The organism is Umezawaea endophytica, assembly GCF_025061645.1.
Classification (GTDB): Bacteria; Actinomycetota; Actinomycetes; order Mycobacteriales; family Pseudonocardiaceae; genus Umezawaea; species Umezawaea endophytica.
Map to the genome: position 1 here is coordinate 661329 of NZ_JANYMP010000002.1, position 23234 is coordinate 684562.

Below are 23234 nucleotides of genomic sequence, written 5' to 3' on the forward strand. Positions count from 1 at the left end.
CATCGGGTCCGCTGCGAAGCGGATACGCGATCTACTGGGGGTCGGGTGGCTCACGGTCTCACCGTCGTGAGCCACCCGTCTTAACTTCGGGCCGTTTTGCGGAAAACGGCCTCGCCGGGGGCGGCCGTGGCCAGGCCGCCCCCTTTCACATCCCTACCTCGTGTAGATGGCCGTGATGTCGTCGGCGTACTTGCCCGCCACGATCGTCCGGCGCAGCTTGAGGCTCGGCGTGATCTCCCCGCTCGCCTCGGTGAAGTCCGCGGGCAGGATCCGGAACTTCTTGATCGCCTCGGCCTTCGACACGGCGAGGTTCGCCTCGTCCACGGCCGTCTGGATCTCGCCGACGAGGTCCGCGTCGGTCACCAGGTCGGCGACGGTCACGTCCTCGCCCTTGTCGTGCTGCTTCTTCCAGGTGGGGAAGAACTCGGGGTCGATCGTGATCAGCGCGCCGATGAACGGCTGGGCGTCGCCGACGACCATGCACTGGCTGATCAGCGGGTGCGCGCGCAGGCGGTCCTCGAGCACGGCGGGGGAGACGTTCTTGCCGCCCGCGGTGACGATGATCTCCTTCTTGCGCCCGGTGATCTTCAGGAAGCCGTCGTCGTCCAGTTCGCCGATGTCGCCCGAGTGGAACCAGCCGTCGTCCAGCGACTCCTTGGACGCCTCCGCGTTGTTCCAGTAGCCGCGGAACACCACGTCGCCCTTGATCAGGATCTCGCCGTCGTCGGCGATCCGGATCGAGGTGCCGCCGATCGGCAGGCCGACGGTACCGACCCGGAACGCCTTGCTGGTGTTCACGGCGCACGCCGCGCTGGTCTCGGTGAGGCCGTAGCCCTCGAACACCGGCACGCCGATCCCGCGGAAGAAGTGCGCGAGGCGGGCGCCCAGCGGCGCGCCGCCCGACACCGCGGCGATGCAGCGACCGCCGAGCGCTGCCTGGAGCTTCGTGTAGACGAGCTTGGAGAACAGCGCGTGCTTGGCCTTGAGCACCAGGCCCGCGCCGCCCTTGTCGAGCGCCTCGCTGTACTCGACGGCGGTCGCCTCGGCCGCGTCGAAGATCTTGCCCTTGCCGCTGCCGTGCGCCTTCTGCTTGGCGCCGTTGTAGACCTTCTCGAACACCCGCGGCACCGCCACGACGAACGACGGCCGGAACGAGGCCAGGTCCTCCACCAGGTTCTTCACGTCCGAGGTGTGGCCCAGCGTCACCCGCGAGTACACGCCGCAGATCGCCAGCGCCCGCGCCAGGATGTGCGCGAGCGGCAGGAACACCAGCAGCGAGTTGCCCGCGATCAGCAGCTCCGGGAACGCGACCAGCGCGCCCCTGACCTCGGACAGGAGGTTGGCGTGGGTCAGCTCGCAGCCCTTGGGGCGACCGGTCGTGCCGGACGTGTAGACCAGCGTCGCGGTGTCGTCCGCGCCGACCTGCTTGCGGCGCTCGCGCACGTCGTCGTCCGACGACTCGGCGCCCAGCGCCGTCAGCTCGTCGATCGCGCCCGCGGCCCCGTCGGAGGCCGGGCCGTCGATCTGCCACACGTGGCGCACCTCGGGCAGCCGGTCCACGACGGAGTCGACGGTGGCGCGGTGCGCGGAGGTCTCGATGAACACGGCCTTGGCGGAGGAGTCCGACAGGATCCACTCCACCTGCTCGGCCGACGAGGTCTCGTAGATGGGCACGACGACACCACCGGCGGACCAGATGGCGAAGTCGAGCAGTGACCACTCGTAGCGGGTCTTGGACAGCAGGCCGATGCGGTCGCCGGGCTGCACGCCCGACGCGATCAACCCCTTCGCCACGGCGAGGACCTGCGCGGCGAAGTCACGAGCCGTGACGTCGACCCAGGTGCCGTCGACGCGGCGGCGGAAGCTGACGGCGTTGCCGAAGCGCTCCGCGTTCGCCCACACCATGTCGGTGAGGTTCTCCTCGGCAGCCACGGGGCTGGTGGCGGGGACGCTGAACTCACGCACGTCGACCTCCGGACGGTTGTTTGTTACCGGTGGGGAAACTTAGCCTGTGATTCCGGCGATACACCAGGCCGGTGGGGTGTTCCGTGACCGTGTCGTGGCACTCTTCCGAGCCGTGGCGAGTGTCGACGTGGTTGACGAGACCTTCCTGGTGGTGCCGCGAGCGGTGGTCGCCGCCGCTTTCGCGCCGCCCTCCGCCTGGCGTCGATTCTGGCCCGATCTCGATCTCCAAGTCTATTTGGACCGCGGCGACCAGGGGCTGCGGTGGACCGTCGGCGGCGCGCTGACCGGCACGATGGAGGTCTGGCTGGAGGAGGTGCTCGACGGCACCCTGCTGCACTACTTCCTCCGCGCCGAGCTGCCGGGCGACGTGCCCGCCAAGCGCGTCCGCCGCGAGATCCGCCGCCGCCAGCTCGCGGCGAAGGAGGTTTCCCTCGGCCTCAAGATGACCTTGGAAGCGGGTCGCGCCCCCGGTTGCCCGCCGCTCGTGTCGTAGGTTTGGGGAGTGCGGGTTCACGTCGTCTCCGATGTCCACGGCAACACCGAAGCGCTGGCCCGCGCGGGGGACGGCGCCGACGCGCTCGTCGTCCTGGGCGACCTGGTCGACTTCGTCGACTACCACGACCACGGCAGCGGCATCCTCGGCCAGGTCTTCGGCGCCGAGAAGGTCGGCGTCTTCGCCGAACTCCGCCGCGGCCCGATGGGCCCGGAGACAGGCCTGTTCCTCCGGTCCCTCTGGGGCAGCCTGGACGACCCGCGCGCGGTGGTCGAGGAGGCCGTCCGCACCCAGTACGCGGAGATGTTCGCCGCCATGACCACCCCCACCTACGCCATCCCCGGCAACGTCGACTCGCCCGCGCTGTGGCCGGAGTTCGCCCGAGAGGGCCTGCACATGGTCGACGGCCAGGTGGTCGAGATCGGCGGCCTGCGGTTCGGCTTCACCGGCGGCGCCCTGCTGGGCAGGGGCCACGTCCTGCGCCCGGACGCGCCGTGGCTCCCGTACCTCCGCCGCGAGGAGGAGTTCGCCGCCGCGGTCGAGAAGCTCACCGACGTCGACGTCCTCTGCTCCCACATCCCGCCGTCCGTGGCGGAACTCACCTACGACGTGGTCGCCAGGCGTGCCGAGGCGGGCTCCACGGCACTGCTCGAAGCCATCCACCGCGAACAACCGCGCTGGTCCGTTTTCGGCCACGTCCACCAGCCGATGTCGCGGAGGGTCCGGATCGGCCGCACCGAGTGCGTCAACGTCGGCCACTTCCAGCGCCTGGGCAGGCCGTACGCGTTGAGTTGGTGAACTACCGGGTAACCTGCTGCGCATGGCCGACGAGTCCACCCAGTCAATCGTGATCGACGCGCCGCCGGAGGAAATCCTGGCGGTCATCGCGGACTTCGAGTCGTACCCGGACTGGGCGAACGGGGTGAAGCGCACCGAGGTGCTCGAATCCCGTGAGGACGGTCGGGCGGCGCAGGTGAAGTTCAACATCGACCAGGGCCCCATCAAGGACGAGTACGTGCTGGCCTACGAGTGGGCCGCCGACGGCGTCAGTTGGACCCTGGTCAAGGGCAACATGCAGAAGTCGCAGCAGGGCAGCTACCGCCTGAAGACCTCCGGCGGCGGCACCGAGGTGACCTACACGCTGTCCGTGCAGCTCGTGGTCCCGATGATCGGCCTGTTCCGCCGCAAGGCCGAGAAGATGATCATGGACACCGCCCTGAAGGAGCTCAAGCGGCGCGTGGAAAACGCTGGATGACGCGCGTCCTGCTCTTCACCGGCAAGGGCGGCGTCGGCAAGACGACGCTCGCCGCCGCCACCGCGGCCCAGCTCGCCGCCGACGGGCGCAAGGCGCTCGTCGTCTCGACCGACCCCGCGCACTCCCTCGGTGACGCGCTCGGCGTCCCGCTCGGTGGCCAGCCGTCCGAAGTGGACTCCGGGCTCTACGCGGCCCAGATCGACCCGCGCGGCCTCGTGGACGACGCGTGGCGCGACCTGCGCGGCCACCTGCGGACCATCCTGGCGGGCGCTGGCGTCGACGAGCTCGACGCCGAAGAGCTGACCGTGCTGCCCGGTGTCGAGGAGCTGCTGGCGCTGGCCGAGGTGCACCGCCTCGCCACCACGGGCCCGTGGGAGACCGTCGTGGTCGACTGCGGCCCGACCGCCGAGACCCTGCGCCTGCTCGCGCTGCCCGAGGCCTTCGCGGGCTACCTCGAACGCCTCTTCCCGACCCACCGGCGCGTCGTGCGCGGCCTGCTCGCGGGCGTCGCGGGCACGGCGACCGTGGAGAAGTGGGACGCGACCGCCGACGCGCTCGGCAGGCTCGCCGAACACCTCGACCTGCTCCGCGCGCTGCTCGCCGACCAGACCACGACGACCGTCCGCCTCGTGCTCACCCCCGAACGCGTGGTCGCCGCCGAGACCCGCCGCACGCTCACCGCGCTGGCGTTGCAGGGCATCCGCGTCGACGGCGTCGTCGCCAACCGCCTCGTCCCCGACCCCGGCTCCGCCGAGGGGCCGTCCGCGACGTGGCTGCGCACCCGCCGCGGTGAGCAGGACGCCGTGCTGGCCGAGCTGCGCCAGTCCGCCGAGCTGACCGGCATGGGCGACGTGCGGGTCGTCGACCACCGCGCCGCCGAACCCGTCGGCGTGCAGGCGCTGCTGGACGTGGCCGCCGAGCTGTACCGGGGCGAGGACCCGCTGCGGGGCGTCGAGGCGTCCGCCGCGCCCTTGCTGGAGGTCAGCGGCGGCGGCAAGGGCACCGAGGCCGAGTACCTGCTGCGCATCGTGCTGCCGCTGGGCGACGACGTGGCGCTGGACCTCGCCAGGGTGGGTGACGAACTGGCCGTCACGGTCGACGGCAGGCGCAAGCTGGTGGCGTTGCCGTCGCTGCTGCGCCGGTGCGTCGTGACCGGCGCCGAGATGGACGAGACCGGGTTGGCGGTCAGCTTCCGACCCGACCCCAACCTGTGGATGCGGTGACCCTGTGGCGGACGACAAGACGGCGAAGCTCGTCGAAGAACTGCGACTGCTGGTCGACGTGGCCGCCGAACGCGCCCAACCGTGGCTGCACCGCATCGCCACCGAGGGCGCGGGCGACCACAACCCGCAGACCTGCGGCTGGTGCCCGGTCTGCAACGCCGCGGCCCTGATCAAGGGCGACCGCTCGGAGTTGGCCGCCAAGGCCGCCGAACACGTCTCCGGCCTGCTCACCCTGCTCCGCATGGCCCTCACCGACCCAGCGACCCCAGCCCAGCCCGAACCCCAGCAGGACGAACCGCGGGTCCAGCACATCCAGGTGGTGCGCCGGAAGTCCGACCAGGGTTCGCAGTGCTGACGGTAGGCGTCGACATCGGCGGCACCAGCGTCCGCGCGGGCGTCGTCAACGCCGACGGCGCCGTCATCGACATCACCCGCGCCCTCACCCCAGGCGAAGAAGGCCCGCTAGAAGACGCCATCACCACCGCGGTCGCCGAACTGGCCACCCGCCACCACATCTCCGCGGTCGGCCTAGCCGTAGCGGGCTTCGTGGCCACCGACCGCCGCACCGTCCGCTTCGCCCCCCACCTGGCATGGCGCCAAGCCCCAGTAGCCCAACGCCTCTCCCGCCGCACCGGCCTACCGGTAGTGCTGGAACACGACGCCAACGCGGCGGCACTGGCAGAACACCGCTTCGGCGCCTCCAGAGGCGCCAAGATCGCCGTCATGGTCGCCCTGGGCACCGGCATCGGCGGCGCACTGCTCATAGACGGCAAGGTCTACCGCGGCGCCCACGGCGTCGCACCAGAACTGGGCCACCTACGCTTGGTCCCCGACGGCCGCCCTTGCCCGTGCGGCAAGAACGGCTGCTGGGAACGCTATTGCAGCGGCACCGCCCTCAGCACCACAGCCGTAGAACTGCTGGCGAAGAACCCCGGCGTCTCAACGGTCCTGGTCAGAGAAGCCCTGCACGACTCCCGCGCCATCACCGGCAGACGAGTAGCAGCAGCAGCCCGCGACGGCGACCCACTGGCCCTACGAGCCATGGCGGACCTGGCCAAATGGCTAGGCGACGGCTTGGCCTTGGTCGCGGACGTCTACGACCCGGAAATGGTAGTGATCGGCGGCGGAGTCTCAGAATCCGCACCACTATTCCTGGACGACGCCCGAGAACGCTACGCGGAAACCATCACCGGCGCAGGCCACCGCCCATTGGCACGAATCCGAACGGCCCAATTGGGAGACGACGCAGGCTTGGTAGGCGCAGCAACACTTGCACGCGACCTGGCAAGCCACACCACCCCCAACGGCCGAAAGCGCTAGCCAGACGCGCCCGTTTAGGGCTTTGACCTGCACAGCCAATAGGTGACCCACAGCAAAACCGGCAGCCGACGGGCGACCCACAACAAACCGGCATCCAACAAGCGACCCACTACGTAACCCGCAGCCAGGGCCCTAAAACCGTGGCCGATTTTACTTGGGGTTTTTGGCGCTAAACTCAGTCGGGCGGCAAGCTCTCCACCTGCCGTTTTGGCCCGACTAGCGCCAAAAAGCGGGGCCCCAAGTCAAATCGGCCACACCACGCTGGAACCCCCACCCACGCTGGAACCCCACCCACCACCAACCCACTTCTACATAACCGGTCGACCCCCCACCGACCTACAGGACCGCCCCGTCATCCCATCCGGAGTCCGGCGGTGGACCGGGCTTGACCCGCATCACCAGCCACCCAACCCCCCCGCACAACACCACGAGCGCCACCGGCACGCTGATCTGCGTCGACAGCCCGAAGAGCTGCGGCACCACGAGCAGCACCACACCCACGACGATGATCACCAGCGCGGCGATCGTCCCCACCCGCAGCCGGGGCAGTGGTGGCGGGTCCGGCGGCACGAAGTGCTCGTCGTCGTCCTCGTCGTCCGGTTCGGGCACCGCGACCCGCGGCTGCCCCTCCGGTCGGATCCCGGCGGCCACCGGTTCGTCAGCGGGTTCGTCGAACGAGGGGGGATCGGGCCAGTTGGCGCCCATCCCGTCCCGTTCCAGGCTCGCGACGATTTCGGCGAAGGCCGCGTCCACGTCCTCGGGGCCGTCGGTCGAGTCGCGTCGGGAATCCATCGGCGTGCTCCAGCCCTCCCGTGTCCGGGCGTCGTCTTCTTCCCTGTCATCGTCCCACGCGCGCCCGGCGTTCCGGGCTCCGGCAGCCGGGCGGATGTGGACCCGCACCTACTGGCAACGCGCGTTCGTTGTGCCTTGTGCCGTCGGCTACGTAGGCTGAGGTCGGATCAAGGTCGGTGAGGGAGGCGCTCCCAGCAGTGCTGTACTGGTTGATGAAGCACATTTTTCTCGGACCCGTGCTGAAGGTGTTCTTCCGTCCCCGGATCATCGAGGGCGCCGAGAACATCCCGAAGGAGGGTGGCGCCATCCTGGCGAGCAACCACCTCGCGGTCTCCGACTCCTTCTTCCTGCCGCTGAAGCTGTCGCGGAGGGTGACGTTCCCTGCCAAGATCGAGTACTTCACGGGCACGGGCATCAAGGGCTGGTTGCAGAGGTCGTTCATGTCCGGCGTCGGCCAGGTGCCGATCGACCGGTCGAGCGCCTCGGCGGCCCAGGGAGCCCTGTCGACGGGCGTGCGGATCCTGCGCGAGGGGAAGCTGCTCGGCATCTACCCCGAGGGCACCCGCTCGCCGGACGGCCGCCTCTACAAGGGCAAGGTCGGCGTCGCCTGGATCGCGCTGGAAGCGGGCGTGCCGGTGATCCCGATCGCGATGTTCGGCACCGACAAGGCCAACCCGATCGGCTCCCGCATGTGGAAGCCGACCCCGATCACGATCAAGATCGGCAAGCCGCTCGACTTCTCCCGCTACGAGGGCCTCTCCGGTGACCGGTTCGTGCTGCGGTCCATCACCGACGAGATCATGTACGCGCTGATGGAGCTGACCGGCCAGGAGTACGTGGACGTCTACGCGGCGAAGGCCAAGGAGGACCAGGCCGCCGCGGAGGCGGGAGCGGTCGAGGTCCCGGCGCAGCAGGACGCCAAGTCGGCCGATCGCGTGCCCGAGACGAAGGCGGGCTGAGCGGCCACCTAGGGTGGCGCGGTGCGTTTCTTCTACGACTGCGAATTCATCGAGGACGGCACCACCATCGACCTGATCTCGATCGGTGTGGTGACCGAGGAGGGCGATGAGTTCTACGCGGTCTCGACCGAGTTCGACCCCGCCAAGGCCGGTCCCTGGGTGCGCAACAACGTGCTCAACCAGCTCCCGCCGCCCGCGGACCCGACCTGGCGCAGTCGGGAGAAGCTCCGGCGCGACCTGCTGGACTTCCTCGGCGGGCCGAAGGCGGCCCGCGACGAGGTCGAGCTGTGGGCGTGGTTCGCGGCGTACGACCACGTCGCGCTCGCCCAGCTCTGGGGCGCCATGCCCGCGCTGCCGCGCAGCCTGCCGCGCTTCACCCGCGACCTCAGGCAGCGCTGGGACGACGTGGGCAGGCCCCGGCTGCCGCAGGCGCCCGCCGACGCGCACGACGCCCTCGCGGACGCCAGGCACAACCTGGCGCGCTGGAAGGTGATCGAACAGGAGCGCAAGAAGCGCGGTTTCCCGGTGGCGTGAGCACAGAAATGTGACCGCGGTGTTGCTGCACCGATCCAGTCCGTGACACGCTTCGGGCTCCGAGGTAGTGACGCCGGGCACCGACGCCCTGGGCGACACTCGACCAAACGGTCTTCGAGAGAGATTGGGCGAAGCAGATGCGCATCGGTGTGCTCACTGGCGGCGGGGACTGCCCTGGCCTGAACGCGGTCATCAGGGCCGTCGTTCGCAAGGGTGTCGAGGTCCACGGCTGGGACATCGTCGGCTTCCGCAACGGGTGGCAGGGGCCGATCGAGGGGCTGACGAAGCCCATCGGCCTCGCGGACGTCGAGGACATCCTGACCAGGGGCGGCACGATCCTCGGGTCCTCGCGGACGAACCCGTACAAGGTCGACGGCGGCGTCGACAAGATCCGCAAGGTGCTCTCCGACGAGGGCGTCGACGCGCTGATCGCGATCGGCGGCGAGGACACCCTCGGCGTCGCGAAGCGCCTCACCGACGACGGCATCGGCGTCGTGGGCGTGCCGAAGACGATCGACAACGACCTCGGCGCGACCGACTACACGTTCGGCTTCGACACCGCGGTGCACATCGCGACCGAGTCGATCGACCGGCTGCGCACCACCGCCGAGTCGCACCACCGCGCGCTCGTCGTCGAGGTCATGGGCCGGCACGCGGGCTGGATCGCGCTGCACTCCGGTCTCGCCGGTGGCGCGAACGTCATCCTCGTCCCGGAGCGCCCGTTCAGCGTCGAGAAGGTCGTCAACTGGGTCGAGCAGCGCTTCGAGAAGCAGTACGCGCCGATCATCGTCGTGGCCGAGGGCGCTGTGCCCGAGGGCGGCGCCGAGGTCCTGCACTCCGGTGAGAAGGACGCGTTCGGCCACGTCCGCCTCGGCGGCGTCGGCACCTGGCTCGCGGAGGAGATCGCGCAGCGCACCGGCAAGGAGTCCCGCGCGGTCGTGCTGGGCCACACCCAGCGCGGCGGCATCCCGACCGCGTACGACCGCGTCCTCGCGACCCGCTTCGGCCTGCACGCGGCCGACGCCGTCGCCGACGGCGACTTCGGCGTGATGGTGGCGCTCCGCGGCACCGAGATCGTCCGCGTCAAGCTGGCCGAGGCGACCGCCGAACTCAAGACGGTCCCCGCGCACCGCTTGGCCGAGGCCGAGGTCTTCTTCGGGTAGACGTGTTCTGAGGGAGGGCCCCGAGGACTTCCTCGGGGCCCTCTTGCTTTCAGTAAGCGCCTAGATCCAAGTACGCGGCGAACGTGCCCAGCCAGTGCTCAGCCGCGTAGCCGTGGCCGAACACGTACCGCCACCCCGCCTCGCGGTGCGCCTCGGCCGACGTCACCGCCAGCTCGCGGTAGCGGTGGCCCTCGGGCAGCGCCTCGGCGATGGCCTTCCAGTTCCACGCCCGCGACAGCGCGAGCCCGGACAGGTGGGAGCCGTACGGGTCGGCGGGGTCGTCCACGGGCACGGGTTCCCGCAGGACCTTCCACCGCGCCTCGTCGAGGTTCGGCAGGAACGCCGTGAACCACGCGGCGAACGCCTCGGTGTCCAGCACCCGGCGCATCAGGTCCGACTCGACCAGCGCGGGGGACAGGAAGTCCGCCGCGTCGGGCTCGAACCCGCCGTAACCGGAGTCCTCCCGGTGCCACCGCAGCGCCGCCTCCGCGCACGCCTCGGCCAGCTCGTCGTCGCCGACGGCCCGCGCCGCGTCCAGGACCAGGCCGGTCGCGAACGCGGTGTTGCCGTGCGTGCCGGTCCGCATCGGCAGCCGCGCCGTGCTCACCCACGCCAGGAAGCGGTCGCGCAGCACGGTCGCCAGCGGTGCCAGCGCGGCCGACCAGCGCCGGGCGTCCTCCGAGCCCCACGTCCTCAGCTCGGCGTCCAGCACGAGCAGCCAGCCCCAGCCGTACGGGCGCTCCCAGTGCTTGCCGCGCGGCCCGCGGAAGAACTCGGCCTCGACCTCGCACTTCTCCGGCGTGAGCAGCGAGTCCAACACGGCGGCGGCCTCGGCCGCCCCGTCCAACGCGGGCCGCAACCTCAGCAGCCGCACCGCGAGCCACGTCTGGTGCACGCACGAGTGCCAGTCGTACGACCCGGCGAACACCGGGTGCAGGACGCGGTGCGGAACCAGCTCCTCGTCGGAGGTGATCAGCATCGTCCAGTGCACCGGGTGGTCCCGTTGGACGTTGGCCACAGCGGTCGCCAGCAGCCGTGCGGCCGTAGGGTCATCCAATCGGGTGGAATTCATGCGTTCATCATGCAGGCGATCCCGCTTCTCGCGCAGGGGCCGTCCGTTGGCTTCCCTGACTGCGGAAACCCCCATCGCGTCTCTCAGTGTGGAACACCTACGCTGTTCACTGTGAACTGGACCGTGGACGTGCCCGTGGACACGCTTCCCGAGCTACCGCCGCTTCCCCCCGAGATGCGTGCTCGGTTGGACGCCGCCCTGGCTCGCCCGGCTGCTCAGCAGCCGGAGTGGCCGGACCCGGAGCAGGTGCGGAAGGTGCGCACCGTGCTGGAGAGCGTGCCGCCCATCACCGTGCCCGCCGAGATCGACCGGCTGCGCGCCAACCTGGCCGAGGTCGCCCGCGGCGAAGCCTTCCTGCTCCAGGGCGGCGACTGCGCGGAGACCTTCGCCGACAACACCGAGCCGCACATCCGCGGCAACATCCGGACGCTGCTCCAGATGGCCGTCGTCCTCACCTACGGCGCCAGCGTCCCCGTGGTGAAGGTCGGCCGCATCGCGGGCCAGTACGCCAAGCCGCGCTCGTCGGGCATCGACGCGCTCGGCCTGCCGTCGTACCGCGGCGACATCATCAACTCCCTCGTGGCCACGCCGGAAGCCCGCGTCCCGGACCCGTCGCGCATGCTCAGGGCGTACGCCAACGCGGGCGCCACGATGAACCTGCTGCGCGCGCTCACCAGCGCGGGCATGGCCGACCTGCACCGCCTGCACGACTGGAACAAGGACTTCGTCCGCACCAGCCCCGCCGGTGAGCGCTACGAGGCGCTGGCGTCCGAGATCGACCGCGGCCTCCGCTTCATGTCGGCCTGCGGCGTCAACGACATGTCGCTGCACTCCACCGAGATCTTCGCCTCGCACGAGGCGCTGCTGATCGACTACGAGCGCTCCCTGCTGCGCCTGGACACCACGAACGACGAGGCCAGGCTGTACGACCTGTCGTCGCACTTCCTGTGGATCGGCGACCGCACCAGGCAGCTCGACGGCGCCCACATCGCGTTCGCGGAACTCCTGGCCAACCCGATCGGCCTCAAGATCGGCCCCTCCACCACCCCGGAGATGGTCGTCGAGTACGTCGAGCGCTTGGACCCGCGCAACGAGGCGGGCAGGCTCACCCTCATCTCGCGCATGGGCAACGGCAAGGTCCGCGAACTGCTGCCCCCCATCATCGAGAAGGTCACCGCCTCCGGCCACCAGGTCATCTGGCAGTGCGACCCGATGCACGGCAACACGCACGAGTCGTCCACCGGTTACAAGACGAGGCACTTCGACAGGATCGTCGACGAGGTCCAGGGCTTCTTCGAGGTCCACCGCGGCCTCGGCACCCACCCCGGCGGCATCCACATCGAACTCACCGGCGAAGACGTCACGGAATGCCTGGGCGGCGCCCAGGAAATCTCCGACGCCGACCTCTCCGGCCGCTACGAAACCGCCTGCGACCCCCGCCTGAACACCCAGCAGTCGCTGGAACTGGCATTCCTGGTCGCGGAGATGCTCCGCTCGTAGGGAACGCTTAACGACGACCGGCCCCCGACAACGACGTTGTCGGGGGCCGGTTCGTTTTTGGTCAGATGGTCGTACCGGGTGTCACGACGGGCAGACCCGCGTCGTGCGCCGCTTGGGCGAGGCGCTTGTCGTAGGTGATGAACTGGGTCAGCGTCGGGGTGAGCATCTGAGCGCTGGCGAGGTGCAAGGCGTCCAGGCTGCGCAGGTGCTTGCCCGGCAGCGTCGCGGCACGGGGAATGGTCACGTTGATCGGCAGCTTGGTGATCTTCTCCAGAAGAGCGGCCGCTTTGTCGTGAGCCGCCTTGCCCGCGCCGTGGCGGGTGAGTGTGCGCCCGATCTCCACCTGTGCCAATTCGCTGCTGAACAGCATTTCCGAGCTCAGGCCGACATGGGTGGCCAGTGCTCCGCTGTGTTCCTCCGCCTGAACGAGCTTCACCAGTGCACAGGAGTCCAGGTAGATCATCGGGTTTCTTCCTCGCGCATTTCGATCAAGGTTTCGGACAGGGACTGTTCGTGCGGTTGAGCGGCTAGCGGCGGGTCGGTCAAGAGCCACCGCTTCAGCTCCGCCTGCTTCTCCTGCCAGTCCGATGGCAGGATCCCGGCCTTGACCATGCCGCCGATCATCGCCTCGGCGAAATCCGGTGGGCTGATGACGGCGATCGGGACACCGTCCTCGACCACCTCGACGTTCTCGCCCGCCGCGACCCGCTCCAGCACTCCCGCGAGATCGTGCAGCAGTTCATCCGCGGTTACCCGTGCAATTTCCACAACTTCCACAATTGCACGCTAGCAGCGCACCGGGCAAGAAAGGGAACCACTATCGAGCGAACTATTCGGGGGAATTGACCACCGGTCAATTCCCCCGAACACCTAAAGCGCCGTCAACGTGATCCGCGAACCCTTCTCCACCTTCGACCCCGGCGGCACGGACTGGTTCAGCACCGTCGCGTTCCCGTTCCGGCTGAACTGCAGGTCCACCTTCAACCCGAGGTCTTCCAGTTGCTTCTTCGCGTCCTTCAGCTTCTTCCCCTCGACCTTCGGCACGGTCACCCCTTCGGGCGCCGACGACAGCACGACCGTCACCCGCTTGTTGGTTCCGGGCTGCACGACGGTGTTGGCCGGGGGATCGGTGCGGACCACTCGGCCGCCCTCGACGTTGCCGTTCTTCTCCGCGGGCCCCTCCACGGGCTCGAAACCCAGTGACGTGAGTTCCGCGAAGGCCTCGTCCTTGGTCTTCCCGGCGACGTTCGGCACCGGTTTGGGCTGGGAGCCCTTGCTCAGCACGATGATCACCGTCGAGCCGACCTTGACCTGCGTGCCGGGCTGGGGCTTCAGCGTCACGACCTTGCCCTTCGGCACGGTGTCGCTGAACGCGTCGTCCTCCGGGTTCAGCGCGGACTTCAGGCCGCCCTGCTCGATGTCCTTCTGCGCCACGGCCGGGTCGATGCCCGCCTGCACGGTCGGCACCACGGGCTTCCCGAGCGACACGAACACCTTGACCGCGTCGCCCCGCAGCTTCTCCGTGCCCTCGGGCGGGTCGGTGCGGAGCACCTTGCCCTTGGGGACCGTGTCGCTGGCCTCCAGCGAGATCGTGGACTTCAGCGACGCGCCCTGGAGGAGCACGACGGCGCTCTCCTCCTCGTTGCCGACCACGCCGGGAACGGCGGTGAACCGGCCGCTGCCCATCCACCACGCGGTGACGCCCACGAGGATGGCCAGCACGACGACGAGGCTGACCCAGAGGGCGAAACGGCGCTTGTTCTTCTTCCGCTCCTCCTCGTACAGCTCGGCGGCCGTCTTCTTCGGCGGGCGCTTCCGGGCCGCGGGCTTGGTCGGCGCGGCGGGAGGGGGAGGCGGGGCCTGCTGGAAGGAGGTGCGGTTGAGCGCCACGGTCCCCTGAGGACCCTGAGCGCCGTCCTGAACCCCACCCGCGGGCCCACCGGGTAGCCGAGGTGCCCTGGTGATGACGGTGGCCGCAGAAGCGGCGGCAGAGGCCAGCACGGGCATGGTCAGCTCGGCGGGCGGCGAACCCTGCCCCGGTGCCTGCACGGGGCGGACCCTCACGGTCGCGTCGTGCTGGCCCGGAGCGGGCGCCGGGACGGGCGTCTTCGACACGCCGAGCGAGAGCCGCACCCGCTCGGCCTCGGCCAGGAACGCAGCCGCGTCGGCGGGGCGCTGGGCCGGGTCGCGCCGGGTGGCTCGCACGACCAGCCGGTCCAGTTCCGGCGGGATGCCGGGGTTGAGCGTGCTGGGGGCCGGGACGTCCTCGTTGACGTGCCGGTAGGCGACCGAGATCGCCGTGTCCCCGAGGTACGGCGTCACCCCGGTCAGCATCTCGTAGAGCACGATCCCGGCCGAGTACACGTCGCTGCGGGAGTCCGAAGCGCCGGTGGCCACCTGCTCGGGGGAGAGGTAGGCGACCGTGCCCAGGATGGTGCTGTCACTGGTGGTGCTGGCGTTCGCGACCGCCCTGACCAGTCCGAAGTCCGCGACCTTGACCACCCCGTCGTGGCCGATCAGCACGTTCTCCGGCTTCACGTCCCGGTGCACCAGGCCCGCCTGGTGCGCGGCGGCCAGCGCCGACAGCACCGGTTCGAGCACGCTCAGCGCGAGCGGCGTGCTCAGGGTGCCCCGTTCGGTGATGAGGTCGCGCAGGGTGCCGCCCTCGATGAGTTCCATGATGAGGAATACGTGCTCACCGTCGGGTGTGCCTCTGTCGACCCCCTGATCGTGCACGGCGACGATGCCGGGGTGCTTCAGGCGGGCCGCCGTGCGGGCCTCCTGCTCGAAGCGGGCGACGAAGGCGCGGTCCGCGGAGAACTGGGGATCCATCACCTTGATGGCGACGGCGCGGTCCAGGCGCGTGTCCACGCCGCGGTAGACGGTGGACATGCCGCCACGAGCGAGCACGCGGTCCACCCGGTAGCGGTGTTCCAGCAATCCGCCGATCACGTTCGTACCAGACCTCTCCACAACTACCGATCGTACGGAGGACGAGGATGACCCGGTTGGCGCAGGGCGTTCAAAGAGAGGTTATGGCATCGTGACCCCCGTGAGTGCGATTCCCGCCGCTGCGGATGTATTGGCCCCCGACCTGGAGGTCCTCGACCTCCCGACGGTCGCCGACCGCCTTGGCCTACCCATCACCCGTGTCCACCAGCTCCTCCGCGACGGGCAGTTGCTCGCCGAACGGCGTGCCGGTGTGCTCGTGGTCCCCGCCGACTTCATCGCCGCAGCAGGCGTCGTGAAGGGGTTGTTCGGCACGGTCACCGTGCTGCGCGACTCCGGCTACTCGACCGACGAGATCCTGCGCTGGCTCTTCACCGAGGACGAGACGCTGCCCGGCACGCCCATCGAGGCGCTGCGCGGCGACCGTGGTCGCGAGGTGAAGCGCCGGGCTCAGGCCCTGGCGTTCTGACCCGTTCCCGGATGGACGGCCCGCGCCACGACGGCGCGGGCCAGACCAGGTAGCGCCACGGCCAGCCGTCGCGCCCGCGGCACGACCACCCGTCGGGAGAACACCTGGTAGTCGGCCGCCACGATGCCGTCCAGGATGTCCCGGTAGAGAGTCAGCGCCGTTCCGACGCACGGCCGGGAGACCGGCCGCAGCCCCGGCACGCCCTTTTCCGCTTCGCGGTAGACGGCGTAGGTGTGCGCGGCGAGGTGCGCGAAAGCCCGCCGCACCCGCTGCTCGGACCGCCCGGTCCGCCTGCACCGCAGGAGCAGGTCCCGGTCGACGCCGTACGCGTCCAGCACGTCCAGCGGCAGGTAGAGCCGCCCCCGGTCGAGGTCCTCGCCGACGTCCCGGAGGAAGTTCGTGAGCTGGAACGCGACCCCCAGCGCCGCCGCTCCCGCCTCGACCTCGTCGCGCGGGCCGACGGTGCCCAGCACCGGCAGCATCTGGAGGCCGATCACGGCGGCCGACCCGTGCACGTACCGGCCGAGCGCGGCCAGGTCGGCGTACTCGGTGACCTCCAGGTCCATCCGCATCGACGCCAGGAAGTCGGTGAACAGGGTCCGCTCGATCCCGTGGCGCTCGACGGTGTCCGCGAGCGCGGCGAGGACCGGGTGGTCCGTCCGGTGGCCGTCGAGCTGGGCGCCGAGCTGCTTCTCCAGCCGGTCCAGCTCCGCTCCGCGCTCGGCCGACGAGTTCGCGTCCACGATCTCGTCCGCCCACCGCGCGAACCCGTACAGCGCGTGCACGGCAGGGCGCTGCGCGGGCGTGAGCAGGCGCGTGGCCAGGTAGAACGTCTTCCCGTAGCTCGCGTTCAGGCGCTTGCAGCGCGCGTAGGCCAGTCGCACCGCCGGGTCGGTGACCCCCGCGGCGTCGAGTTCCCGGTCGCTCACGGGCGTGGCCCGTACCTGCTCGACAGCTCCAGGGGGTCCGGCCGCCCCAGCGAGACGGTGGCCAGCGAGGACACGGCGACGACGAACGCCAGGTAGAACCACGAGTACAGCCCCGTGTCGCCGTTGGGGAACGTCACCAGCAGCAGCACGCAGGAGAAGAACACCACGGCCCGCAGGCCGGTCAGCGTCCACGCCAGCCCGGCGCCGAGGGCCAGCGGCCAACTGAAGTACCAGGGCAGCGTGGCGGGTGAGAGCAGGGCGACCGCGAGCATGGTCAACGCCGCGTGCCGGATGGCGTTGGGTCCGCCGTCCTCCGCCGCGCGCCACTGCCGCCAGGCGATGTAGATCAGCAGCAGCGACCCGGCGCCGCGGGCGACGGTCATGAAGACACCGGGCTCGACCGACACGAAGGTGTTGACCACGGTGAAGGCGAAGTCACCGACCGCGCTGGGCAGCGACAGCCAGTTCACGATCGTCGAGGACGAGCTGAGGGCCGGGATCCAGCCCAGGTCGACCTTCGCGACGACCGTGCAGACGGCGAACACGGCGGCGAACACCGCGATCCCCCCGCCGATGGTCTTCGCGAAGCGCGCCCGCTGCGTGCCGTCGAGCCGCGCGGCCCACACCAGCACCAGGAACGGCAACGCGATCACGGCGGTGGCCTTGATCGCCACCGCCAACGTCACCAGCGCGATCCCGATCACGTGCCGCCGGTCCAACACCAGCAGCACCCCGGCCGCCATCAACCCGACCATCAGGATGTCGTTGTGCCCCCCACCGATCAGGTGGACCAGCATCAACGGGTTGGCCCCCGCCAGCCAGAGCGCGACGGCGGGACGGCCGCCGAGGTGGCGGGCGAGCCCGGGCAGCGACCAGCACAGCAGCGCGAGCCCGGCCGCGAGGATGATCCTCATCAGCACGACACCGGTGATCACGCTGCCGCCGGTGGCCCACACGACGCCCTTGGCGATCAGGATGAACAGCGGCCCGTACGGCGCGGGCGTGTTCTGCCACACCCAACTCACGTTGTCGCTCAACGGACTCGGCAACGCCGCGGGCCCCACCCGGTACGGATCGAACCCGTGCAACGCCAACTGCCCCTGCGCCAAGTACGAGTACACGTCCTTGGAGAACAACGGCGGCGACAACAACAACGGCAACGTCCACGCCGCGATGGCGATCACCACCGCCGCACTGCCCACGTACCGGTTGCGCACCATCCGACCCAGCCGCACCCACGCCCAGATCACCAACCCCAGACCCGCGTACAGCACCCCCGTCGCCAGATCACGACCGTGCCCGTACCGGACCCAGCTCAACGACGTGTTCGTCAGCAGGGGATCGATCTTCAGGACCGCGCCCGCTCCCGCGCCGCCGATCGAGAGCAGCGTCACGCCCACGACCCCCAGCAGGATCGTCCTGATCGGGATACCGGTCGGTTCCGCGGGCGCGCGCGTAGCAGCGGACGGCGCCTGCTGCACGGACGCGGCGCCCGATCTGGGAGGGGACGGAGTTGAAGCCATCGCGGCAACATCGTTGCACAGCGCGCTCACACGCCGGAACGCGATGGCGGGCAAGCGCCGCGGGGCTCCCGCGTCCCGGAGGATCTTCGCACGTGGAGATCGCTCCGGGCAGTGCCCATGTGGAGTATTCGCGGCGGGGCGGCGCGCGGTTCGATCAGCTCACGACGGACGTCCTGGCCCGTGCGGAACGGGTGCGCAGCGGCGTGCCGGCGACCCGTGACGCGGCCAGCTTCCCGGAGATCAGCACCGGCGGGACGCCGACGCCGGGCGTGGTGCCGCAGCCCGCCAGCACCACGTTGTCGACGCCATCGACCAGGTTGCGCGGCCGGAACGGCCCGGTCTGCGCAAGCGTGTGCGCCGCCGAGAACGGCGTGCCAGCGGCGAGGCCCTGGTCCGCCCAGTCCTGGGGCGTGACCAGCCGCGACGTCTCGATCGACGCCTCGAACCCGGTCAGCCCGCGGGCCTCGAGGGTGCGCAGCAGCTCGTCGCGGTACGCGGGGCCGACGCGCGGCCAGTCGATCGGCCCGGTCTCCAGGTTCGGCGCGGGCGCGAGCACGAAGTTCAGGTGCCGGTCGGCGGGCGCGAGCGACGGGTCGCTCAGCGTCGGCTGGGTGACCAGCAGCGACGGGTCGCTCATCAGCCGACCCGTCGAGGTGATCTCGTCGAACGTCCGGTCCCACGCGTCGCCGAAGAAGATCGTGTGGTGCCCGAGTTCCGACCACGTCCGGTTCGTGCCCGCGTGCAGCACGACCGCCGACGGCGACCAGCGCACCGGGCGCGGGCGGCGCGGGGCCTTGCCGAGCAGCCGGTAGGCCACCGGCAGGTCGGGGGTCAGCACCACGGCGTCGCACGGGATCCGCTCTCCGCCGGTCGTGCGGACGGCCGTGACGCGGCTGCCGATGCGCTCCAGCCAGGCGACGGCGGTGTCGTAGCGGAAGGTCGCGCCCGCGGTGGCCGCGGCGCCCGCCATCGCGTCCGGCAGCGCCCGCATCCCGCCGCGCGGGAACGTCACGCCCGCGATCGTGTCCATGTACGCGATCACGGCGTACGCGGCCAGCGCCCGCCGGGGCGGCACCCCGGCGTAGAGCGACTGGAACGAGAACACGCGCTGGAGGCGCTCGTCGCGCAGGAACCGCCCGATGGCCGGGCCGAGCCGCCCGAACCCGCCCAGCGCCGCCAGCTTGGCCAGCGACGGGCCGAGCACGTCGGTGGGGGAGTCGAAGTTGCCGCCGATGAACTGGTCGCGCTCGACCCGGTACAGCTCGGTGAGCCACGTCCGCAGCCGCCGGTAGCCCGCGGCCTCCGCGCCACCCGCGAACCGCCGGACCTCGGCCTCCATCGCGTCCGCGTCGGCGTGCACGTCGAGCGTGCCGCCGTCGGCGAACCGCGCCCGGTAGGCGGGCTCGACGGGCAGGAGGTCCAGCCGGTCGGAGAGCGACTCGCCGACCGCGGCGAGGGCGTCCTCCACCAGCTCCGGCATGGTCAGCACGGTCGGCCCGGTGTCGATCCGGTAGCCGTCCAGGTCCAGCCGCCCGGCCCGGCCGCCGGGCGTGGGGTCGCGCTCGACGACGGTCACCGCCCGGCCCGCGCCGAGCAGGTGCAGCGTCGTGGACAGCCCGGCGAGGCCCGCGCCCACCACGACGACGTGGTCGGTGCGCCCCGGTAGCGTCTTCATGTCAGTAGGCCCGCTTCGTCGCGCTGACGGCCAGTTCCGCCAGCCGCTCTCCTGCGGGGGCCACGACCGGCGCGGCCTCCAGCGCGGCCATCGCGGACGTGGTCAGCTCGGTGATCCGGTCCTCGATCGCGTCCACGGCGCCCACGCCGATCAGCGCGTCGCGCACCTCGTCGACCGTCTCCACGTCCAGCTCCGGGTTGCCGAGCGCCTTGTGCAGCACGTCGGCGCCGTACTCCATGCCGAGCGCCACGAGCAGCGTCCGCTTGCCCTCGCGCAGGTCGTCGCCCGCGGGCTTGCCGGTGACCGCGGGGTCGCCGTACACGCCGAGCAGGTCGTCCCGCAGTTGGAAGGCGACGCCGATGTCCGCGCCGAACCGGCGCAGCCCGTCGATCAGCTCCGGCGACCCGCCGCCGAGCGCGGCGCCCATGTGCAGCGGCCTCTCCACGGTGTACGCGGCGGTCTTGAGCCGGTCGATCCGCAGCGCGGCCTCCGGCGAGGAGTCGCCGCGCGCCTGCGTGAGCACGTCCAGGTACTGGCCCGCGAGCATCTCGGTGCGCATGTCCCGCCACGGCAGGCTGAGCCGCTGGAGCGCGTCCGTCGGCAGACCGGCGGCGAACAGCATGTCGTCCGCCCAGGCCAGCGCGATGTCGCCGATCAGCACGGCCGCCGCGAGCCCGAACCGCTCCGGCTCGCCGAGCCAGCGCCGGTCGCGGTGCTCCTGGGCGAACGCGATGTGCACGGTCGGCTGGCCGCGGCGCACCTCGGAGGCGTCCATCAGGTCGTCGTGCACCAGCGCGCACGCCTGGATCAGCTCCAGCGAGCTGACCGCCGTGAGCACGGACTCCGCGAGTGGCCCCTCCGGGTCACCGCCCGCGGCCCGCCAGCCCCACCAGGCGAACGTCGGGCGGATGCGCTTCCCACCGCTGAGGACGAACGCGGCCAGGCCGTCCACCGCCCCGGTGAAGTTGTCGTCCATCAGCTCGCCCAACGCGCGCCGGTCGGCCAGGTAGGCCGCCAACGCCTCGTCGACGTGCTGGGGGAGGGCGAGGTCCAACGGGTGGAGCAGTTCTGGGGCGGACACCTCTCTATGGTCACCTCTCCGGCGCTCCACCGCCGCACCGGGGCCCTCGTCCCAGCAAGTGAATGGTGTCTCCCACGCGTCGGACACCCCACTAGGGTGGTGGTCATGACGACGGTGGTCGAGCGGTTGCACGGGCGAGGTCCCCTGTTCTCGGTCGAGTTCTTCCCTCCCCGCGACAGCGCGGAAGAGCTGGTCCTGTGGCGCGCGATCCGCGAACTGGAGCCGCTCGACCCCGCTTTCGTCTCCATCACCTACGGCGCGGGCGGGTCCAGCCGCGACTTCACCATCCGCACGACCGGCCGCGTCGCGCAGGAGACGACCCTGGTGCCGATGGCGCACCTGACCGCCGTCGACCACTCCGTCGCCGAGCTGCGCAACGTGATCGGCTGGTACGCGGCCGTCGGCGTGCGCAACATCCTGGCCGTGCGCGGCGACCCGCCCGGCGACCCCAACGGCGAGTGGATCGCCCACCCCGAGGGCCTCACCTACGCCGAGGAGCTGGTCCGGCTCTGCCGCGAGCTCGGCGACTTCTGCGTGGGCGTCGCGGCGTTCCCGTACGGCCACCCGCGGTCCGGCGACGTGGACGAGGACACGAAGTTCCTGGTCCGCAAGCTGCGCGCGGGCGCGGACTTCGCCATCGCCCAGCTCTTCTTCGAGCCGGAGGACTTCCTGAGGCTGCGCGACCGGGTCGCCGCGCTCGGCTGCGACGCCGCGCTGATCCCCGGCCTGATGCCGCTGACGACCCCGCGCACGCTGGCCAAGACGATCGAGCTGTCCGGCGCCGACGTCCCCCCGTCGGTCGCCCGCAAACTGGACCCCTTCGTGGACGACCCGGTGGCCTTCCGGAAAGCTGGTGTCGACCTGGTGACGGAGATGGGGGAGCGGCTGCTCGCCGAAGGCGTGCCCAGCCTGCACTTCTACACCCTGAACCGCTCGAAGGCGACGAGGGAAGTGGTGGCCCGGTTGGGCCTGGTCCCCGCGCGCACGTGAGGAGGTGCGGATGTCCGCCTTCGACGAGAACTTCAAGAAGAACGCGGCCGAAGCCCGGCGAGCCCGGTCCGAGGCGCACAAGCGCGGCCTGGCCGACGACTTCGAGGCCAAGATGCGTTCTGCCGCGCCGGTGATCGCACGGGTCTGCCGCGACATGGCGGCCGTGCTCCGCGTGGCGCGGGTGCCCGTCGCCACCGACGACGGCTGGTCACTCCCGGACCTGCCGTCGGTGCTGTCCGCCCCGCCCCGCTACACCGCGGCGGACCGCTTCGGCAAGCGCTTCGGCCTCCAGTTGGCCACCCCGTCCTGGGCCACCCTGACCCCCGACGGCGCGCTGCTCAGCGACCGGTTCAAGTCCAGCGTCCGCAGGGAGAGGACGGCCGAGCGCGAAGCCCGGATCCGAGCCGTCCACCAGGCCATCGCGGTCAGCGACGTGAACGCGCTCGCGGGCACCACCCTCGAAGCCGACTTCGGCATGACCCACCGCCTGGTGCTGGACCGGAACACCCGCGTCCTGTTCGTCTGCGCGGGCGTCCAGGGCGCGCGGCCGACCGTGCTGCCGTTCTCCGAGTACGGGAGCAGGGCGTCCTCGGCCCTCGTCCAGGCCTGGGAGCACCGCGGGCGCTAGAGGATCACCCGTCCCGGTGACGCTCGATCAGGCGACCAGGCTCCTCCGGTGCGCGACGAGCGCCAGCACCACGACGATCAGCGCGGCCCCGCCCGTGAGCGCCCCGACCAGGAACACCCACCCGATCAGCCCCTCGGAGTTCGCTCCCGCGTACTGCACGGTCGCGTTCAGCATCGACGCCTGGCCGGGTTTGGGGCTCCAGGCGATCGTGCCCTCTTCCTCCTCGCGGCCGTTGGTGTTGACCACCCCGCCAGGAAAACTGATCTTCACCTGGATGTCCGCGCGGTCGATCGGCACCTGCGTCAGGTCGACCGAGCCGGACATCGTGACCAGGTTGCCCGAGCGGCGGAAGCTGATCTGGTAGCGGCTGCTGGACGAGCTGGTGGCGAGCGAGAGGGTGCGGACCTCGTCGAAGGTCAGGCCGTTGAAGAAGAGCTGGGTGCCCGCGTAGGCGTCGACCTTGTACGGCTTGGTCGTGACGCGGCTGGCCAGCTCCGACGGCACCCGCAACTGGGGGCCCGGATCGTTGTCCGCGGTCGGCGGGGTCGCGGCGATGATCTCGCCGGACACGCGGTCGTCCTCCGACACCGCCATGGCGGCGTGCAGGCGGACGCACCCCGACAGCGAGAACGCCGCGAGGAGCAGGAAGACCGGCAGGAGGAGCACACGGGCTCTGGACACCTGGTCATCCTGCCGGCAAGGAGCGGTGTGGAC

Annotated in this window: 24 protein-coding genes; 13 read left to right on the forward strand and 11 right to left on the reverse strand. The window is 70.7% G+C overall.

Annotated elements, in window-relative coordinates; translation table 11 throughout:
• Nucleotides 1-153 precede the first annotated feature (153 nt).
• Nucleotides 154-1965: an AMP-dependent synthetase/ligase gene (locus NZH93_RS06610; RefSeq protein WP_259622008.1), complete on the reverse strand. Its 1812-nt coding sequence runs from the start codon at nucleotides 1963-1965 to the stop codon at nucleotides 154-156.
• Nucleotides 1966-2077: 112 nt separating this feature from the next.
• Between NZH93_RS06610 and NZH93_RS06615 the strand changes: the two genes are divergently transcribed.
• Genes NZH93_RS06615 through NZH93_RS06640 form a run of 6 tightly spaced genes read left to right on the forward strand, consistent with a single transcriptional unit; the run spans nucleotide 2078 to nucleotide 6256 of the window.
• Nucleotides 2078-2458 (forward strand): polyketide cyclase / dehydrase and lipid transport, encoded by a 381-nt coding sequence (locus NZH93_RS06615; RefSeq protein WP_259622009.1) that lies wholly within the window; start codon nucleotides 2078-2080, stop codon nucleotides 2456-2458.
• A gap of 9 nt (nucleotides 2459-2467) precedes the next feature.
• Nucleotides 2468-3256, forward strand: coding sequence for a metallophosphoesterase family protein (locus NZH93_RS06620; RefSeq protein WP_259622010.1), 789 nt, complete (start codon nucleotides 2468-2470; stop codon nucleotides 3254-3256).
• Between the two features lie 22 nt (nucleotides 3257-3278).
• On the forward strand, nucleotides 3279-3713 hold the full coding sequence (locus NZH93_RS06625; RefSeq protein WP_259622011.1) for an SRPBCC family protein: 435 nt from the start codon (nucleotides 3279-3281) through the stop codon (nucleotides 3711-3713).
• Nucleotides 3710-4936 (forward strand): ArsA family ATPase, encoded by a 1227-nt coding sequence (locus tag NZH93_RS06630; protein ID WP_259622012.1) that lies wholly within the window; start codon nucleotides 3710-3712, stop codon nucleotides 4934-4936. The genes NZH93_RS06625 and NZH93_RS06630 overlap by 4 nt, the downstream gene beginning before the upstream one ends.
• 4 nt (nucleotides 4937-4940) lie before the next feature.
• On the forward strand, nucleotides 4941-5291 hold the full coding sequence (locus NZH93_RS06635; protein WP_259622013.1) for a hypothetical protein: 351 nt from the start codon (nucleotides 4941-4943) through the stop codon (nucleotides 5289-5291).
• Nucleotides 5285-6256 carry an ROK family glucokinase gene (locus NZH93_RS06640; protein WP_259622014.1) on the forward strand — a complete coding sequence of 324 codons (972 nt, stop codon included), beginning with the start codon at nucleotides 5285-5287 and terminating at the stop codon, nucleotides 6254-6256. Before NZH93_RS06635 ends, NZH93_RS06640 begins: the two co-directional genes overlap by 7 nt.
• A 336-nt stretch (nucleotides 6257-6592) precedes the next feature.
• Here NZH93_RS06640 and NZH93_RS06645 read toward each other — a convergent pair whose 3' ends face one another.
• Nucleotides 6593-7048, reverse strand: a complete 456-nt coding sequence (locus NZH93_RS06645; protein WP_259622015.1) for a hypothetical protein — start codon at nucleotides 7046-7048, stop codon at nucleotides 6593-6595.
• 197 nt (nucleotides 7049-7245) lie between these two features.
• On the opposite strand from NZH93_RS06645, the gene NZH93_RS06650 reads away from it, so the two are divergent.
• The 3 genes from NZH93_RS06650 to NZH93_RS06660 all read left to right on the forward strand — a co-directional run bounded on the left by NZH93_RS06650 (nucleotide 7246) and on the right by NZH93_RS06660 (nucleotide 9704).
• Nucleotides 7246-8007, forward strand: a complete 762-nt coding sequence (locus NZH93_RS06650) for a lysophospholipid acyltransferase family protein (RefSeq protein WP_259622177.1) — start codon at nucleotides 7246-7248, stop codon at nucleotides 8005-8007.
• A gap of 21 nt (nucleotides 8008-8028) precedes the next feature.
• Nucleotides 8029-8541 (forward strand): polyadenylate-specific 3'-exoribonuclease AS, encoded by a 513-nt coding sequence (locus NZH93_RS06655; protein ID WP_259622016.1) that lies wholly within the window; start codon nucleotides 8029-8031, stop codon nucleotides 8539-8541.
• 137 nt (nucleotides 8542-8678) lie between these two features.
• A complete protein-coding gene (locus NZH93_RS06660; protein WP_259622017.1) occupies nucleotides 8679-9704 on the forward strand; it encodes a 6-phosphofructokinase in 1026 nt (341 codons plus the stop codon).
• A gap of 49 nt (nucleotides 9705-9753) precedes the next feature.
• Here NZH93_RS06660 and NZH93_RS06665 read toward each other — a convergent pair whose 3' ends face one another.
• Nucleotides 9754-10776: a DUF2891 domain-containing protein gene (locus tag NZH93_RS06665; RefSeq protein ID WP_259622018.1), complete on the reverse strand. Its 1023-nt coding sequence runs from the start codon at nucleotides 10774-10776 to the stop codon at nucleotides 9754-9756.
• 111 nt (nucleotides 10777-10887) lie between these two features.
• Here NZH93_RS06665 and NZH93_RS06670 point away from each other — a divergent pair, with 111 nt between their 5' ends.
• Nucleotides 10888-12276: a class II 3-deoxy-7-phosphoheptulonate synthase gene (locus tag NZH93_RS06670; RefSeq protein ID WP_259622019.1), complete on the forward strand. Its 1389-nt coding sequence runs from the start codon at nucleotides 10888-10890 to the stop codon at nucleotides 12274-12276.
• A gap of 61 nt (nucleotides 12277-12337) precedes the next feature.
• On the opposite strand, the gene NZH93_RS06675 is transcribed toward NZH93_RS06670, so the two are convergent.
• From NZH93_RS06675 to pknB, 3 genes are all read right to left on the reverse strand, one after another.
• The gene (locus NZH93_RS06675) at nucleotides 12338-12739 is read right to left on the reverse strand and encodes a type II toxin-antitoxin system VapC family toxin (protein ID WP_259622020.1); all 402 of its coding nucleotides are present in this window, start codon (nucleotides 12737-12739) and stop codon (nucleotides 12338-12340) included.
• Nucleotides 12736-13053 (reverse strand): type II toxin-antitoxin system Phd/YefM family antitoxin, encoded by a 318-nt coding sequence (locus tag NZH93_RS06680; RefSeq protein ID WP_259622021.1) that lies wholly within the window; start codon nucleotides 13051-13053, stop codon nucleotides 12736-12738. Before NZH93_RS06680 ends, NZH93_RS06675 begins: the two co-directional genes overlap by 4 nt.
• A gap of 93 nt (nucleotides 13054-13146) precedes the next feature.
• On the reverse strand, nucleotides 13147-15249 hold the full coding sequence (gene pknB, locus NZH93_RS06685; protein ID WP_259622022.1) for a Stk1 family PASTA domain-containing Ser/Thr kinase: 2103 nt from the start codon (nucleotides 15247-15249) through the stop codon (nucleotides 13147-13149).
• A 79-nt stretch (nucleotides 15250-15328) separates the two neighbouring features.
• On the opposite strand from pknB, the gene NZH93_RS06690 reads away from it, so the two are divergent.
• On the forward strand, nucleotides 15329-15694 hold the full coding sequence (locus NZH93_RS06690) for an Rv2175c family DNA-binding protein (protein WP_259622023.1): 366 nt from the start codon (nucleotides 15329-15331) through the stop codon (nucleotides 15692-15694).
• On the opposite strand, the gene NZH93_RS06695 is transcribed toward NZH93_RS06690, so the two are convergent.
• The 4 genes from NZH93_RS06695 to NZH93_RS06710 all read right to left on the reverse strand — a co-directional run bounded on the left by NZH93_RS06695 (nucleotide 15676) and on the right by NZH93_RS06710 (nucleotide 20902).
• Nucleotides 15676-16623: a phytoene/squalene synthase family protein gene (locus NZH93_RS06695; protein ID WP_259622024.1), complete on the reverse strand. Its 948-nt coding sequence runs from the start codon at nucleotides 16621-16623 to the stop codon at nucleotides 15676-15678. The two genes, NZH93_RS06690 and NZH93_RS06695, sit on opposite strands and share 19 nt — an antisense overlap.
• On the reverse strand, nucleotides 16620-18146 hold the full coding sequence (gene mptB / locus NZH93_RS06700; protein ID WP_259622025.1) for a polyprenol phosphomannose-dependent alpha 1,6 mannosyltransferase MptB: 1527 nt from the start codon (nucleotides 18144-18146) through the stop codon (nucleotides 16620-16622). Before mptB ends, NZH93_RS06695 begins: the two co-directional genes overlap by 4 nt.
• Nucleotides 18147-18300: 154 nt before the next feature.
• Nucleotides 18301-19821: a phytoene desaturase family protein gene (crtI, locus tag NZH93_RS06705; protein WP_259622026.1), complete on the reverse strand. Its 1521-nt coding sequence runs from the start codon at nucleotides 19819-19821 to the stop codon at nucleotides 18301-18303.
• 1 nt (nucleotide 19822) lies between these two features.
• Complete coding sequence (locus tag NZH93_RS06710; RefSeq protein ID WP_259622027.1) at nucleotides 19823-20902, reverse strand: polyprenyl synthetase family protein; 1080 nt, start codon at nucleotides 20900-20902, stop codon at nucleotides 19823-19825.
• 105 nt (nucleotides 20903-21007) lie between these two features.
• Here NZH93_RS06710 and NZH93_RS06715 point away from each other — a divergent pair, with 105 nt between their 5' ends.
• Nucleotides 21008-21892 (forward strand): methylenetetrahydrofolate reductase, encoded by an 885-nt coding sequence (locus NZH93_RS06715; protein WP_259622028.1) that lies wholly within the window; start codon nucleotides 21008-21010, stop codon nucleotides 21890-21892.
• 10 nt (nucleotides 21893-21902) lie between these two features.
• Nucleotides 21903-22520, forward strand: a complete 618-nt coding sequence (locus tag NZH93_RS06720; RefSeq protein ID WP_259622029.1) for a hypothetical protein — start codon at nucleotides 21903-21905, stop codon at nucleotides 22518-22520.
• A 27-nt stretch (nucleotides 22521-22547) separates the two neighbouring features.
• Here the strand turns inward: NZH93_RS06720 and NZH93_RS06725 are convergent, their stop codons facing one another.
• Nucleotides 22548-23201, reverse strand: coding sequence for a DUF3153 domain-containing protein (locus NZH93_RS06725; protein WP_259622030.1), 654 nt, complete (start codon nucleotides 23199-23201; stop codon nucleotides 22548-22550).
• Nucleotides 23202-23234 lie beyond the last annotated feature (33 nt).